The sequence below is a fragment of the Demequina soli genome, assembly GCF_000971195.1.
Lineage (GTDB): Bacteria > Actinomycetota > Actinomycetes > Actinomycetales > Demequinaceae > Demequina > Demequina soli.
Genome location: NZ_BBLZ01000001.1, coordinates 264,556 through 279,798, shown reverse-complemented (window position 1 = coordinate 279,798; position 15,243 = coordinate 264,556). Strand labels below are relative to the sequence as shown.

Below are 15,243 nucleotides of genomic sequence, written 5' to 3'. Positions count from 1 at the left end.
CTCGCATCTGGCAGGATGACACTGTGATCGATGCGCCCGAGATCGAGCGTGAGGCCCCGTCGGAGGCCCTGGTCGCGCTCGCTCGAGCGTGCGGGGTGTCCGTCGAGTACTTCGCGATCGACGGAACCCAGGTGGAGTGCTCCGCCGCCGCGATCCGCGCCGCGCTCACGGCGATGGGCCTCGACGCCTCGTCGGACCTCGCGTGCGAGCGGACGCTCGAGACCCTCGAGGACCAGGAATGGCTGCGGCTCGTGCCCTCCGTGACGGTGGTGCGTGCCGGCCAGGCCCGCGAGATCCCCGTCCACGTGCTCGACGGCGACCCCGTGACCGTGATGCTGCGCCTCGAGTCCGGCGAGCACCGTGACGTCGCTCAGCTGGACCGCTGGGTGCCGCCGCGCGAGATCGGCCCCAGCACGATGGGCCGCGCGACGTTCGAGATCCCCGGCGACCTGCCGCTGGGCTGGCACGTCATCGAGGCGGAGACCAGGGGCAGCCGCGGCCGCGGCTACGTGGTCGTCACCCCCGACCGGGTGAGCGTGCCCGCGGAGGTGCGCGCGCATCGTCCCTGGGGCTTGACCGTCCAGCTGTACTCCCTGCGCTCCGCGCGCTCGTGGGGGATCGGCGACCTCGCCGACCTGGCCGACCTGTGCGCGCTGGGCAAGGCGCGCGGCGACGCCGACTTCGTGCTCATCAACCCGCTGCACGCCACCGAGCCGGTGCCGCCGATCACCAACTCGCCGTACCTGCCCACCTCGAAGCGCTTCATGTCGCCGCTGTACATCCGCGTCGAGGACATCCCCGAGGTCGCGTACCTGCCGTCCCAGCAGCGCGCGCTGCTGGCCTGGGAGGCGGAGCGGCCGCAGCGGACCAACGCCTCGGACGACCTGCTCGACCGCAACGCGATCTGGCGCCTCAAGTCCGCCGCCCTCGAGGAGGTGTTCCTCGCGCCCCGGTCGGCCGGCCGGGAGGCGCGCTTCGAGGCCTTCTGCCTGCGCGAGGGTGCGGCCCTCGAGAACTTCGCGACGTGGTGCGCGATCGCCGAGGCGCACAAGGGGCTGCCCTGGCCCGCCGAGTTCGACTCGCCCGCGTCGCCCGCCGTCGCGGCATGGCGTGACGAGCACGCCGACAGGGTGCTCTACCACGCGTGGCTGCAGTGGATCTGCGACGAGCAGCTCGCCGACGCGCAGGCGTCCGCGAGCCGCGCCGGCATGTCGATCGGCGTGATGATCGACCTCGCGGTGGGCGTCCACCCCGAGGGCGCGGACGCGTGGTCGTACCAGCGCGTGCTCGCGCAGGGCATGTCGATGGGCGCGCCGCCGGACTTCTACAACGCGCTCGGCCAGGACTGGTCGATCCCGCCGTGGCAGCCGCGCGCCCTCGAGGCCGCCGCCTACCTGCCGTTCCGCGACATGGTGCGCGCGGCGGTGCGCAACGCGGGCGCGCTGAGGATCGACCACGTGCTGGGCATGTTCCGGCAGTGGTGGGTGCCGCAGGGCCACATCCCGGTCGACGGCGTGTACGTGTACGTCGACCACGAGGCGCTCATCGGGATCATCGCGCTCGAGGCGGAGCGCGCGGGCGCGCTGGTCATCGGCGAGGACCTGGGCACCGTCGAGCCGTGGGTGCGCGAGTACCTCCACGAGCGAGGCCTGCTCGGCACCTCCATCACGTGGTTCGAGCGCCACGACGACGGCACCCCGCGCCTGCCCGAGGACTACCGCCCCGACACCCTCGCCGCGGTCACCACGCACGACCTGCCGCCGACGGGCGCCTACCTCGCGGGCGAGCACGTGCGCCTGCGCGCCGAGCTGGGCATGCTCGGCACCGGCACCATCGAGGATGCGCAGGCCGAGGCCGAGCGCGAACGCGCCGGCTTCATCGACGTCATGCTCGAGCGCGGCTGGATCCTCGAGGACTACAACGAGGAGGACCTCATCGCGGGCCTGCACCGCTGGGTCCTCGACAGCCCCGCGCTGCTCACCGGCATCGCGGTCACCGACGCGGTGGGGGAGCGGCGCGCGCAGAACATGCCCGGCACCGACACCGAGTACCCGAACTGGTGCATCCCCATCACCGACGGCAACGGCGTGCCCGTCCTGCTCGACGACCTGTTCGAGCACCCCCGCGTGCGCCGGCTGTTCCGCGCGATCAAGCACGCGCGGAGGTGAGGCAGGGACGATGCGGCTCGCACCGTATCGTCCCCGCTCCCGTCAGGCGTCGATCGCCATCCGGCTCACCGTCTGCGCGACCTGCGCGCGGCGCACGTGGTCGAGGCCCTCGACCACGACCTTGCGCAGCACGCTCGGCGCGTCCGCGTTGTCCTTGAGCCACGCGTCCAGGCGCTCCGCGAGGCCGTCGACGCGGCCCGTGACCTCGAGCGGGAGGACCGCGCGCGCGACCCGCTTGCCGACGAAGCCGGCGTTGGCGTCGTAGTAGCCGCGCAGGTCGGCGAGCACGTCGTCGACGAGCGGCGCGAGCAGCGCCGGGTCGACGGTCCGCGCGAACCCGGCGGCGAGCTCGAACTGCACGGCGTTGATCGCGGGCCCGTCGGCGGGATGCGCGAGCGCGTTCCACGCGGCGCGCTTGGCCTCCGCGGTGGCGACCGCGGCGCGCGCACCCGCCGCGCGGCGCTGGCCGGCCGCGGACACGTCGAGCGACGCGTAGTGGTCGATCTCCTCGACCGAGGTGCCGCCCGCCGCCGCGAGGCCCGTGAGCAGGTCCCACGTGAGGTCGGAGTCGATCTCGACGCCCGGGATCTCCGCGGTGTCCTCGACCAGGGTGCGCAGGCGCAGCGCCTGCTCCTGCGTGGAGGCCACCTGCGCGTAGCCCTTGAGGAGCTGGAGCTGGATGTCGGAGCCGTGGTCGGCGCCGGCGAGGGCGGACCACAGGCGCTCGGCGGCGGCCTCGGTGGTCGCGGCGACCAGCTCCGGCGCGAGGTAGCGGCGCAGCGCGGTCACCATGAGCGCGACGTGGGACTCGGCGGTCGCGGAGTTGCGCACGCGCGGCAGCAGCGTGAGCACGGCCTCGATGTAGCGCTGGGCCGGCAGGGCGCCGTCGCGCGTCATGTGCCACAGCGCGTCGAGCACGGTGGCCTGGACCATCGGGTCGTCGATGCCGGCGATGTCGGTCGCGAGGGTCGCGAGCGACACGTCGTCGAGGTGGAGCTTGGCGTACGTGAGGTCGCCGTCGTTGACGAGCAGCAGGTCCGGGCGGGGCCGGCCCGTCGCGCCCTCGATCTCGGTGAGCTCGCCGCCCACGGTCGCGGGGACGGTCCACGCGCGGTCCAGGCTGCCGTCGCGGAGCTCGTAGCCGGCGATCTCGACGCTGTGCGGGCGCGCGACGGGGAACTCGGCCGGCACGTCCTCGGCGACCGCGAGGCGGGTGAGGACCCCCGCATCGTCCTCCGCGACGATCGCGCGCAGCGTGGTGACGCCGGGCGTCTCGAGCCACACCCCGGCCCACTCGTCCAGGGGGCGGCCCGCGGCCCGCTCGACCTCCGCGAGGAACTCCGCGAGCGTCGCGTTGCCGTGGTGGTGGCGCTCGAGGTAGGTCGCGACGCCGCCGAAGAACGCGTCCTCGCCCACGAACCGCGCGAGCTGCTTGAGCGCCGACGCGCCCTTGGCGTACGTGATCATGTCGAACGCCGAGACGGTGGCCTCGGTGTCGACCACCTCGGTGACGATCGCGTGCGTGGTGGGCAGCTGGTCCTGCACGTACGCGACCGACTTGCGGTCCGCGGCGAACGTCACCCACGCGTCCTTCCACTCGGACGTCTCGGCGGCCGCCCACGTGCCGATGAACTCGGCGAACGACTCGTTGAGCCACAGGTCGTCCCACCACTTCATGGTGACGAGGTTGCCGAACCACATGTGGGCGAGCTCGTGCAGCACGACGACCGTGCGCTCCTCGAGCTCGGCGGCGGTCGGGCGGCCGCGGAACAGCAGCCGGTCCTCGGACAGGGTGACGCAGCCGATGTTCTCCATCGCGCCCAGGTTGTACTGGGGGACGTAGATCTGGTCGTACTTCTCGTACGGGTAGTCGGTCTGGAAGACGCGCTCGTACAGCTCGAGGCCCTTCTGCGTGTCCTCGAGGACGCGGTCGCCGTCGAAGGACTGCTCGAGGGCGGGGCGGCCGTAGACGCGGGCGGCGAGGTCGCCCTTCGCGCTGTGCAGCACGCCCTCGTGGTACGCGTACGGGCCGGCCACCACGGCGGCGCCGTAGCAGGGGATCGGGACCGTGGCGGGGAAGGTCCACCGCGCGCGGCCGTGCTCGACGCCCGCGACCAGGACGGTGCCGTCGACGGCCTCGGGCTCGGGGGTGGGCGCGTTCGACACGACGACCCAATGGTCGGGCACCGTCACCGTGAACGTGAACTCGCCCTTGATGTCGGGCTGGTCGAAGCACGCGAACGCGGCGCGGGCGTCGTTGGCGGCGAACTGGCTGTAGAGGTAGACCTCGTCGTCGGCGGGGTCGATGAACCGGTGGATGCCCTGGCCGTCGTTGCGGTAGCCGAAGTCGCCGGCGATCCTCACCGTGTTGAGCTCCCGGAGGTCCGTGAGGACGATGCGGCCGTCCCGGTGCGCGTCGACGTCCAGGGGCTCGCCGTTGAGCTCGATGCGGTCGATCCGGGGCGCGACGGCCTCGATGAACGTGGTCGCGCCGGGCATCGCGGGGAACTCGATGACGGTGTCGGAGCGGAACGTGTCGCCCTCGGGGGTGAAGTCGAGGGTCACGGAGTAGCGGGCGCTCGGCACGATCGCGAAGCGGTCGGCCGCCTCCTGCTTGGTGAGGTTCAGACCTGGCATGGGCCAAGTCTGGCAGGGGTGAGGGGTCCGCGTGGCCCGGCGCGCCCTCCGCCGGGACGCGACGACGGCCGCCGCGGAGATCCGCGACGGCCGTCGTGTCGAGCCCTGGAGGGGGTGTCAGCCCCCGTAGGCCAGGTCCGCGGCCTGCGCGAGCAGGGCGCGGCGCACGCCGTCCGAGCCCTCGCGCACCAGGCGCTTGAGCGCGTCGTGCGCGTCGGGGTTGGCCTCGAGCCACGCGAATGCCTTGTCCTGCAGGTCCGCGACGCGGCCCGCGAGCTCGACCGGGTACAGGCCCTCGATGAGGTTCGCGGCGATCTCGTTGGTCTTGGTCGAGTAGATGCGGCGCAGCGCGTCGAAGTACTCGTCGACGAACGGCTCGATGAGCGACAGGTCGTGGGCGTGGTTGAAGCCCGCGATGGTCTCGTACTGGAGCGCGTTGGGCAGGTCCTTCTCCGCGTTGATGAGCACGTCGAAGGCCGCGCGCTTCGCCTCGGCCGTCGCGACCGCGGCGCGGGCGTGCGCGGCGCGCCGCTCGCCCGACGCGGTGGCGTCCTTGCTGAGCTGCAGCTCGATCGCGACGTCGCCGGCGCGGCCGCCCGCGACCAGCGAGATGAGCAGGTCCCAGGTCAGGTCGGTGTCGATCGTGAGGCCCTCGAGCTGGAGCTTGCCGTCGACCAGCGCCTGCACGGTGTCGAACATCGAGTCGACGGTCGCGAGCGACGCGAACGCCTTGACGAACTGGAGCTGGCTGTCCGAGCCCGGCTCCGCCGCCATGACGAGCTGCCAGATCTCGCGGGCCGCGGCCGCCTGCACCTCGTCGGTGTGCGACGGGTGGACGTACAGCGCGAGCGTGGTCGCGAGCTGGCGCAGCAGCACCATGACCGTCGTCGACTCCGTCTCGGCGCCGATGTTCTTCAGCACCAGGTCGGCGTACTGGCGCGCGGGCATCTCGGCGTCGCGTGTCATGTCCCACGCGGCGGCGAGCACCATCGAGCGGGCCAGCGGGTCGGTGAACTTCGACACATGCTCGACCGCGGTCGCGAGCGACGCCTCGTCGAGGCGCACCTTCGCGTACGCGAGGTCGCCGTCGTTGACCAGGATGAGCGCCGGGCGCCGCTCGCCGACGAGCGCGTCGATCGGCGACAGCTCGCCGTCGATGTCGACCTCGACGCTGAACGTCGGGGCGAGCACCTCGTCGCCGTCCTCGTTCACGGCGAGGTCGTAGCCGCCGATGCGGAGGCGGTGCGGGCGCTGGGTCGGCCACTCGGCGGGCACCTCTTGGGCGACGGCGAAGGACGTGATGACCCCCGCATCGTCCGTCGCGATGACGGGGCGCAGCGTGGTGACGCCGGCCTTCTGGAGCCACACGTCGGACCAGCCGGAGAGGTCGCGGCCGGAGGCCTTCTCGAGCTCGGCGAGCAGGTCGGCGAGCGTCGCGTTGCCGTGGTGGTGCTTGCGCATGTACTCGGCGACGCCGGCGAAGAACTCGTCCTGGCCCACCCACGCGACCAGCTGGCGCAGCACGGACGCGCCCTTGGCGTACGTGATGCCGTCGAAGTTGACCTCGACGTCCTCGAGGTCCCTGATGTCGGCCATGATCGGGTGCGTCGACGGCAGCTGGTCCTGGCGGTACGCCCACGACTTCTCGAGCGCGTTGAACGTCACCCACGAGTTGGTGTACTGCGTGACCTCGGCGGTCGCGAGGGTCGACGCGAACTCCGCGAACGACTCGTTGAGCCACAGGTCGTTCCACCACTTCATGGTGACCAGGTCGCCGAACCACATGTGCGCGAGCTCGTGCAGCACGGTGACGGTGCGGCGCTCGACGCGCGCCTGCGCGGTCTTGGAGCGGAACACGTAGTCCTCGAGGAACGTCACGCAGCCCGCGTTCTCCATGGCGCCGGCGTTGAACTCGGGCACGAAGATCTGGTCGTACTTCTCGAACGGGTACTCCGTCTGGAACTTCTCCTCGTAGAAGGTGAAGCCCCGCTGGGTGTCGTCGAGGATGACGTCCGCGTCGAGGTACGGCGCGAGGCCCTTGCGGCAGTAGACGTTGGCCTGCAGCGTGCCCTTCGTGGACTCCACGGTGCCCTCGACCTCGTGGTACGGGCCGGCGACGATCGCGGTGACGTAGCAGGGGATGCGCGTCGTGGGCTCGAACGCCCACGTGGCGACGCCGCGCGCGGTGCCGGCGATGGTGATCGAGCCCTCGGCGGCCGTCTTGGTGGCGGGCGAGTTGGACAGCACGTGCCAGTGCTCGGGCGCGGTCACCGTGAAGGCGAAGGACGCCTTGAGGTCGGGCTGCTCGAACACGGCGTAGACCCGGCGGGTGTCGGCGACCTCGAACTGCGAGTAGAGGTACACCTCGCCGTCCTCGGGGTCGACGAAGCGGTGGAGGCCCTCGCCGGTGTTCATGTAGGCGCAGTCGGCGACGACGGTGAGCTCGTTCTCGGCCGCGAGGCCGGGCAGCGCGATGCGCGAGTCCGCGAAGTGGGTGGCCGGGTCGAGCGCCTCGCCGTTGAGGGTGATGCTCGCGACGCTCGGCGCGATGAGATCGATGAACGTGCTCTCGCCCGGGGTGGCGGAGAAGCGCACGGTGGAGGTCGAACGGAAGGTGGTGTCCGACGTGGTGAGGTCGAGGTCGACCGCGTAGGTGTCGACGGCGACGATGGCGGCGCGGGCCTCGGCCTCGGCGCGCGTGAGGTTGGTACCTGGCATGGCGCGATTCTTCCATGCCCCTCGCGCGGGAGGCCGGGATTTCGCCACCGGTGGACGATGCGCGGGCGGGGGACGGGCGCATCGTCCGGCGGGCGGACGGCCGGGCGTGTGGTCGGGCGTGTCGGCGCGGGACCGGCATGGTCTCTCGCGGGTTCTTCAACATGTTGAACAACCCGCGCGAGCCCGTCGACCACGCGCCTCACCACAGGCGGAACTCGGGCGGCGTCGCCTGGAGGTCGTGCCAGGGGTTGCCGCGCAGGCGCGTGAGATCCGCGAGCGACTGCAGCGACCGGACCAGGCCGGCGCGGTCCTCGGGCTCGATCACGGCGCGCAGCTTCTCCTCGTAGCCGTCGAGCCGGCGTCGCAGCCGCTTCGCCTCGCGCCGGCCGCGGCCGGTCAGCCCGACCAGGTAGCCGCGGGAGTCGCGCGGGTCGAAGTCGCGCAGCGCGAGCCCGGCGACGACCATGCGGCCGACCATCGCGGTCGCCGCCTGCGGCGACACCCCGAGGCGGAAGGCGAGCTCGGTCGGCGCGATGCCGTAGTACGAGGACGCCACGTGCAGCGCGAGGCGCCCCTGGGCGGCCGTCATGCGCGGGCCGCCCACGAGCTGCTCGATCAGCTGGGCGACGATATGCGCGGTGTCCAGCAGCGCGTACGTGAGCGGCGCCTGGGAGGGGGCGAGCCCGCGTCCATGGGGTGGTTCGTCGAACATGCTCAACATGTTGAACAGTTCGGGAGAGTCGCACACCATCCTCCGCGACACGCCGGGGACAACGCACGCCCCGCCGGGAGCCGGGGACATCGGCGAGGCGAGCCGCGCTCCCGCCCAGGCCGACCACCCCTAGAATCCTCCGGTGACCGAGCAGATCGACCCCGAGCCCGGCGCGGCCGACCCCGCGACCGCCCCCGCCCAGCCCGACGCCGGTTCCCGCCGTCGCCTGAGCACGCACCTCGTCGACATCGCGCCGCTCAAGGCCAGCCCGGCCTTCGCGCGCCTGTGGATCGGCGGCGCGATCTCCGGCATCGGCGCGTTCATGACGTCGGTCGCGGTGAGCCTGCAGATCCACGAGATCACCGGGTCGACGTTCATGGTCGGGCTAGTCGGCGGCATCTCGCTGCTGCCGATGATCGTCGCCGGCCTGTGGGGCGGCATGATCGCGGACGTCTTCGACCGCCGGAAGGTGCTCATCGCATCGTCCCTGGTGTCGTGGTCGTCGACGCTCGCGCTGATCGCGCTGTCGTTCTGGGATCTGCACCTGCAGGGTGGCGGCGGGCACGCTCCCGTGTGGCCGTTCTACCTGGTCACCACCCTCAACGCGGTCGCGACCACGATCGGCAGCGCCGCGCGCGGGTCGCTCGTGGGGCGGATCCTGCCCGAGGACATGATCAGCCGCGCGACCGCGCTCAACGGCATCAGCTTCGGCGCCATGGTCACCATCGGCCCCGCGCTCGCGGGCGTGATGGCGGCGAGCGTGGGCCTGCCGTGGACCTTCGTGGTCGACGGCGTGCTGTTCACCGCGGGCTTCCTCGGCATCTGGACGCTCCCGCCGCTGCCGCGCCTGGGCGAGCCCGTCGAGGCCGGCTGGCACGTGCTCAAGGAGGGGCTCGTGTTCCTCCGGCACGCCCCCAACATCCGCATGAGCTTCATCGTCGACATCATCGCGATGACCTTCGGGCGACCCTACGCGCTGTTCCCCGCGCTCGGCGCGACCGTCGTGGGCGGCGGCGCGCTCACCGTCGGCGCGCTCACCGCGGCGGGCGCGATCGGCACGATGCTCACGAGCCTGTTCTCCGGCCGCATCGCGCACGTGCACCGGCACGGGATCGCGATCTCGCGCGCGATCCAGGTGTTCGGCACGTTCGCCGCGCTGTTCGGGCTCGTCACGCTGCTCGCGATGCGCGGCGACCACGTCGCGGGCGAGGGCTGGGGCGGCACCGACCTGTCCGTGCTCGCGCTCCTGTGCCTCGCGATGGCGGGCATGGGCGCCTCGGACGAGGTCAGCGCGATCTTCCGCCAGACCATGATCATCACCGCGGCGCCCGACGAGATGCGCGGCCGCATCCAGGGCGTCTTCATGGTCGTGGTGACCGGCGGGCCGCGCGTGGGCGACATGTACGCGGGTGCGCTCGCGGCCGCCGGCGCGCTGTGGTTCCCGCCGCTGCTGGGCGGCATGGCGATCGTCGCGCTGATCGCGGTCCTCACGCGCGTGCAGCGGGCGTGGCGCGAGTACGACGCGCAGGCGCCGACGCCGTAGCGCGCGTCTCGCCGGGGACGATGCGCGGGTGGCCTACTGGCCCGAGGCGCCCGTCGCGTCGGCGTACTTGGTGAGGTTCTTCGCCACGATCCCCGCGAGCTCGCGCGTGATCTCGTCGCCCTTGCGGCGGTCGGGCTGCGTGAAGGACACCTTGACGAAGTAGTCGCCCACGCTCATGCCGATGGTGCGCTTGCCGGGCAGGGCGTACGCGTCCTTGGCGTTCTTGATCGGCTTGATGTCGATGGTCTTGCCGAACAGGTCCGCCGCGATCTTCCGGTGGCGCGTCGCGTCGGGGTACTCCCAGTTGATCTCCACCTGGACCCGGGGTTCGGTCTTCTGGTCGTCCTTGGGTGCCCAGCCGCAGATGTTGCGCCCGTCGTAGGACAGGCCCGAGTCGAAGACGCCCTCGGCCATCGTGGTGTCCAGCACGGAGTTCAACTTGTCGAGCACGATCATCGCGCACGGGTCGGGGGTGCCCGCGGGCGCCACAGCGACGGCCGAGATGGTCGGCTCCGCGGACGGCGACGCGCTCGCGGTCGGCCCGACGCCCGAGTCGAGCGGCGTGCAGCCGGCGAGCAGCACGGCCGCGCCGGCGGCGGCGCCGGCCCAGGCGGCGGGGAGGCGGAGCGTCATGGGGGTCCCTTCGATCACGATGACGCTAGCATCCGCGTGCGACCGTCCCCGGCGCGTCACGCCGAGGCGGCCGCGAGCCTGCGCAGCACCGCGTCCTGCGGCAGCCACCCGACGAGCGTCCCGTCCTCGACCACCGGCAGGCCGTCGCCGGCGTCCTCGTCGAGGAGACGCTCCAGGACGTCGCCGAGCGCCTCGGCGGGTCCCGCGACGGCGCGCCGCTCGACCAGCTGACCGACGGTGACCTCGACCGCGTCGTCGTCCCCGGTGAGCGCGCCCGCGGCTGCGGCCGAGCCGAGCACGCCCTCGAACGCGCCCTGCGCGTCCAGCACGGGCAGCGCGTGGCGGCGGGCGGCGACGAGGGCGCCCACCGCATCGGCCGCCGAGAGGTCCCGCGCGAGGGCGGGCGGCGCGACCGTCATGACGTCGCGGACGGTCGCCCCGTCCAGCGCCCGCGTGTCGGCGCGGCGCGTGATGTCGACGCCGCGGCGGCGCAGCTTGAGCGTGTAGATGCTGTCCTTCGTCAGCACGCCGGACAGCACCGTCGAGACGGCCACGGCGAGCATGAGGGGAAGGATGATCGAGTACTCGCCGGTGAGCTCGAACAGGATGATCACGGCGGTCAGCGGCGCGCGCGACGCGCCGGCGAACACCGCGGCCATGCCCACCAGCGCGTAGGCGCCCGGGTCCAGGCCGAGGCCGGGCATGAGCAGCGCGGCGGTCTGGCCGAACGCGGCGCCGAGCATCGCGCCGAGGAACAGCGACGGCGCGAACACGCCGCCGGAGCCGCCCATGCCGATCGTCAGCGACGTCGCGACGACCTTCGCGAGCAGCAGCACCACGAGGAACCCGATCGCGTAGCGGCCGAGCACCGCGCCCTCGAGCACGGGGTAGCCGACGCCGTACATCTGGGGCAGCACCAGGAGGATCAGCCCGAGGAGCAGGCCGCCGACGGCCGGGCGCAGCCACTCGGGCCCCCGCCAGATCGCGTCGCACGCGTCCTCGATCCGGTAGAGCACCTTGGTGAACATCACGCCCACGAGCGCGGCGAGCACGCCGAGCGCGACGTACAGGCCGTACTCGCGCAGGTGGCCCACGGAGAACTCGGGCAGCACGAGGAACGGCTCGTCGCCGAGGAACACGCGGCCGATGACAGAGGCGGTGACCGCGGAGATGACGATCGCGCCGAACGAGCGGGCCGCGATCGACGCGAGGAGGAGCTCGAGCGCGAAGAACACGCCCGCGATGGGGGCGTTGAAGGTCGCCGCGATGCCGCCCGCGGCGCCGCACGCGACGAGCATGCGCACGCCGTTCTCGTCGAGCCGCGCCGCGCGCGCGAGCGAGGAGCCCAGGGCCGAGCCGATCTGCACGATCGGCCCCTCGCGGCCCACCGACCCGCCCGAGCCGATCGTGATCGCCGAGGCGAGCGCCTTGACGAACGCGACGCGCGCGGGGATGCGGCCGCCGCGGCGGTGGATCGCGTACATCACCTCGGGCACGCCGTGGCCGCGCGCCTCCTTGGCGAAGCGCTGGACGAGCGGGCCGTAGATGAGGCCGCCGACCGCGGGGGCGAGGACCACGAAGAAGCCGCCGAGCCACGGCAGCCACGGGTGCGGGGGATGGCCGGTGGTGCCGGCGTAGTCCGCGTGCCCGGAGAACACCCAGGTGGCGTGCACGACGAGCCAGCGGAACGCGATGGCGCCGAAGCCCGCGAGGACGCCGACCACCACGGACAGCGCGATGAGGACCGTGTTCTGCGAGCGACGGAAGCGGTCGAGGGTCCAGGCCCGGGCGGGACCCCGGGCGGCGAGCGCGGACAACGCGGGCTCCTTATGCTTGTACGGATGCAACCATCGCAACTTAGCAGAGCCGCGGCGCTAGGTTGGTGCCGTGCATGATGACGTCACCGCGGCGACCCTGGTCGCCTCCCGCGCCCTCCTCGGCCATGTCGCCCGCTCGCTCGCGCCCGCGCTCACCGAGGTGACGGTGCCGCAGTTCCGCGCGCTCGTCGTGCTCGCGTCGTCCGGGCCGCAGCGCATGGGCGACCTCGCCGAGCGGATCGGCATCCACCCCTCGACCCTCACGCGCACCATCGAGCGCCTCGACCACGGCGGCTGGACGGTCCGCGCCGAGGTGCCGGACAACCGTCGCGAGGTCCGCGTGGACCTCACCGAGCGCGGCGCGGAGCTGGTCGCGACCGTGACCGCGCGGCGCCGCACGCTCATCGCCGAGACGCTGGCCAGCCTGTCCCCGGAGGAGCGGGAGGCGGTGCGCGTGGGCATGGAGGCCTTCGCCCGCGCCGCGGGCGAGCCTGACCCGCAGGACCTCCTCGAGCTGGGGATGTAGCGGGGACGATGCGCGGGCCGGGCGCGTGCGCGCCCACCGGTGCGGCGCATCGTCCGCCGGCTCACTCCATGTCGGAGAAGCCCAGCTGGCGCGCCGCCTCGTAGATCGCGATCGACGCCGAGTTGGCGAGGTTGAGCGAGCGGCGCCCCGCGAGCATCGGGATGCGCACGCGCGCCGTGACGCGCGGGTGCGCCATGACCCCCTCGGGCAGGCCGGTCGGCTCGGGGCCGAACATGAGGATGTCGCCCGGCTCGTACGCGATGTCGGTGTAGACGGTGTCGGCGCGTGCGGTGAACGCGAAGACGCGCGACGAGGGCTGCGCGGCGAGCAGCGCCTCGAGGCCGGGGTGCACGGTCACCGTCGCGAGGTCGTGGTAGTCGAGTCCCGCGCGGCGCAGCTTGGAGTCCTCGAGCACGAAGCCCAGCGGCTCGACCAGGTGCAGGTGCGAGCCCGTGACCGCGGACAGGCGGATCGCGCTGCCGGTGTTCTCGGGGATGCGGGGCTCGTAGAAGGCGATCGACGGGAGGGCGACGGGCATGCGGCCAGTGTCCCACGGCGGTCCTAGGCTCCTCTCATGAGCCATCCGCCCGTGGGCCCCCGCCGCGCCGCGATGGGCGGCATGCCCGGCCGCGGCGTCGCGAGCAGGGACGAGGCGGCGCAGCGCGCCCTCAACGCGGAGGCGCCCGAGATCCCCGACCTGTGGCCCCGCGTCGTCGCGCTGTTCCGTCCGTATCGCGGGGCGCTGACCGCGACCGCGATCCTGGTGGTCGCGTCCGCGGGCGCGACCGTGATCCCGCCGCTCCTGGTCCAGCGGATCTTCGACCACGCGCTGTTCCCGCCCGGCGGGGGCGTCGACCTGCCGCTCCTGTCCGAGCTCGTCGCGGTGATGATCGTCATCTACCTCGTCACGGCGGGCCTGCAGGTGTGGCAGACCTACTTCACGGCGTCCGTCGGCAACCGCGTCACCGGCGACCTGCGCGAGCGCCTGTTCGCGCGCCTGCAGTCGATGGAGCTCGCGTTCTTCACGCGCACCAAGACGGGCGTGATCCAGTCGCGCCTGCAGAACGACGTCGGCGGCGTCTCGGGCGTGCTCACCACGTTCGTGTCGAGCATCGTCGGCAACTCGGTGACGGTGATCGCGAGCCTCGTCGCGATGATCGTGCTCGACTGGCGGCTCACCCTGCTCGCCGTGGTGCTCATGCCCGCGCTGGTCGCGGTCCAGCGGCGCGTGGGCCGGGTCCGCGCGCGCATCGCGTCGCGCACGCAGGAGTCGCTGTCGGAGCTCACCGCCATCACGCAGGAGACGCTGTCCGTCAGCGGCATCCTGCTGTCGAAGGTCTACAACCGCCAGCGCCTCGAGACCGACCGCTTCCGCGCCGAGAACGCCACCCAGATCCGCCTGCAGGTGCAGCAGGCCATGACCGGCCAGTGGTTCTTCGGGATGGTGCAGGTGGTGATGTCGTCGGTGCCGGCGGTCATCTACCTCGCCGCCGGAATCCTCCTCGGGCGCGGCTCCACGGTCCTCACCGCGGGCACCATCGTCGCCTTCACGGCGGTGCAGTCGCGCCTGCTCTTCCCCCTCATGGCGCTCATGCGGGTCGCGCTCGAGGTGCAGACGTCGCGCGCGCTGTTCGCGCGCATCTTCGAGTACCTCGACCTCGTCCCGGCGATCGCGGACGCCCCCGACGCGGTCGGGGTGGACGATGCGCCTGGCCCGGTGGGCGCGGTCGAGTTCCGCGACGTGGTGTTCCGGTATCCCGGGGCGCGCGAGGAGGCGGCCCCGACGCTCGACGGGGTGTCGTTCCGCGTCGAGCCCGGCACCACGCACGCGTTCGTCGGCCCGTCCGGGGCGGGCAAGACCACGATCGTCTACCTCGCCGCGCGCCTGCACGAGGTCAGCGCCGGCGGCGTGCTGTTCGCGGGCGAGGACGTGCGGGCCCTGCGCCACGAGTCCGTGGTCGACAACGTCGGGGTGGTGTCGCAGGAGACCTACCTCTTCCACGCGACCATCGCCGAGAACCTCCGCTACGCGAAGCCGGACGCCACCCAGGCCGAGCTCGAGCGGGCGTGCCGCGACGCGTCGATCCACGATGCGATCGTGTCGTTCGAGGACGGCTACGAGACCATCGTGGGCGAGCGCGGCTACCGCCTCTCGGGAGGCGAGAAGCAGCGCATCGCGATCGCGCGCGTGCTGCTCAAGGACCCGCCCGTGCTCCTGCTCGACGAGGCGACGAGCGCGCTCGACACCGTCTCGGAGCGCGTGGTCCAGGCCGCGCTCGACCGGGCCGCGCGCGGGCGCACCACCCTGGTGGTCGCGCATCGTCTCTCCACCATCGCCGGCGCGGACGTCATCCACGTGGTCGAGCGCGGGCGCATCGTCGAGTCGGGCACGCACGGCGAGCTGCTCGCGGGCGAGGGGCTCTACGCCCGGCTGGCGGCCCAGCAGGCGGACTAGGGTGGACGGGTCCCCGCCGATCCAGTGAGGAGCG

The 15,243-nt window shown here is 72.6% G+C and carries 10 protein-coding genes; 4 read left to right on the top strand and 6 right to left on the bottom strand.

The window, feature by feature from the left end; translation table 11 throughout:
- Positions 1-23: 23 nt before the first annotated feature.
- A complete protein-coding gene (gene malQ / locus AOM04_RS01335) occupies positions 24-2,168 on the top strand; it encodes a 4-alpha-glucanotransferase (protein ID WP_062461150.1) in 2,145 nt (714 codons plus the stop codon).
- 42 nt (positions 2,169-2,210) lie between these two features.
- Here the strand turns inward: malQ and pepN (AOM04_RS01330) are convergent, their stop codons facing one another.
- The 3 genes from pepN (AOM04_RS01330) to AOM04_RS01320 form a co-directional block, all read right to left on the bottom strand.
- A complete protein-coding gene (gene pepN, locus AOM04_RS01330; RefSeq protein WP_062461147.1) occupies positions 2,211-4,805 on the bottom strand; it encodes an aminopeptidase N in 2,595 nt (864 codons plus the stop codon).
- Positions 4,806-4,922: 117 nt separating this feature from the next.
- The gene (pepN, locus tag AOM04_RS01325) at positions 4,923-7,523 is read right to left on the bottom strand and encodes an aminopeptidase N (RefSeq protein ID WP_062461144.1); all 2,601 of its coding nucleotides are present in this window, start codon (positions 7,521-7,523) and stop codon (positions 4,923-4,925) included.
- A gap of 199 nt (positions 7,524-7,722) precedes the next feature.
- Positions 7,723-8,235: a MarR family winged helix-turn-helix transcriptional regulator gene (locus AOM04_RS01320; RefSeq protein ID WP_169816392.1), complete on the bottom strand. Its 513-nt coding sequence runs from the start codon at positions 8,233-8,235 to the stop codon at positions 7,723-7,725.
- A 142-nt stretch (positions 8,236-8,377) separates the two neighbouring features.
- Here AOM04_RS01320 and AOM04_RS01315 point away from each other — a divergent pair, with 142 nt between their 5' ends.
- Positions 8,378-9,778 (top strand): MFS transporter, encoded by a 1,401-nt coding sequence (locus AOM04_RS01315; RefSeq protein WP_228373579.1) that lies wholly within the window; start codon positions 8,378-8,380, stop codon positions 9,776-9,778.
- Positions 9,779-9,811: 33 nt separating this feature from the next.
- On the opposite strand, the gene AOM04_RS01310 is transcribed toward AOM04_RS01315, so the two are convergent.
- Together AOM04_RS01310 and AOM04_RS01305 are read right to left on the bottom strand one after the other, a co-directional pair.
- Positions 9,812-10,411, bottom strand: coding sequence for a hypothetical protein (locus AOM04_RS01310; RefSeq protein ID WP_062461138.1), 600 nt, complete (start codon positions 10,409-10,411; stop codon positions 9,812-9,814).
- A gap of 56 nt (positions 10,412-10,467) precedes the next feature.
- Positions 10,468-12,228 (bottom strand): chloride channel protein, encoded by a 1,761-nt coding sequence (locus AOM04_RS01305; RefSeq protein ID WP_228373578.1) that lies wholly within the window; start codon positions 12,226-12,228, stop codon positions 10,468-10,470.
- A gap of 70 nt (positions 12,229-12,298) precedes the next feature.
- Here AOM04_RS01305 and AOM04_RS01300 point away from each other — a divergent pair, with 70 nt between their 5' ends.
- Entirely contained in the window at positions 12,299-12,754 is a 456-nt protein-coding gene (locus AOM04_RS01300; RefSeq protein WP_062461135.1) for a MarR family winged helix-turn-helix transcriptional regulator, read from the top strand.
- Positions 12,755-12,815: 61 nt separating this feature from the next.
- On the opposite strand, the gene AOM04_RS01295 is transcribed toward AOM04_RS01300, so the two are convergent.
- The gene (locus AOM04_RS01295; RefSeq protein WP_062461132.1) at positions 12,816-13,292 is read right to left on the bottom strand and encodes a tRNA (cytidine(34)-2'-O)-methyltransferase; all 477 of its coding nucleotides are present in this window, start codon (positions 13,290-13,292) and stop codon (positions 12,816-12,818) included.
- A 72-nt stretch (positions 13,293-13,364) separates the two neighbouring features.
- Between AOM04_RS01295 and AOM04_RS01290 the strand changes: the two genes are divergently transcribed.
- Positions 13,365-15,209: an ABC transporter ATP-binding protein gene (locus AOM04_RS01290; protein WP_062462276.1), complete on the top strand. Its 1,845-nt coding sequence runs from the start codon at positions 13,365-13,367 to the stop codon at positions 15,207-15,209.
- Positions 15,210-15,243 lie beyond the last annotated feature (34 nt).

What these genes read in the sequence shown, in the direction of transcription:
- AOM04_RS01310 (WP_062461138.1), bottom strand. Translation starts at nt 10,411, where the DNA reads ATGACGCTCCGCCTCCCCGCCGCCTGGGCCGGCGCCGCCGCCGGCGCG.
- pepN (WP_062461147.1), bottom strand. Translation starts at nt 4,805, where the DNA reads ATGCCAGGTCTGAACCTCACCAAGCAGGAGGCGGCCGACCGCTTCGCG.
- AOM04_RS01295 (WP_062461132.1), bottom strand. Translation starts at nt 13,292, where the DNA reads ATGCCCGTCGCCCTCCCGTCGATCGCCTTCTACGAGCCCCGCATCCCC.
- pepN (WP_062461144.1), bottom strand. Translation starts at nt 7,523, where the DNA reads ATGCCAGGTACCAACCTCACGCGCGCCGAGGCCGAGGCCCGCGCCGCC.
- AOM04_RS01320 (WP_169816392.1), bottom strand. Translation starts at nt 8,235, where the DNA reads ATGTTCGACGAACCACCCCATGGACGCGGGCTCGCCCCCTCCCAGGCG.
- AOM04_RS01290 (WP_062462276.1), top strand. Translation starts at nt 13,365, where the DNA reads ATGGGCGGCATGCCCGGCCGCGGCGTCGCGAGCAGGGACGAGGCGGCG.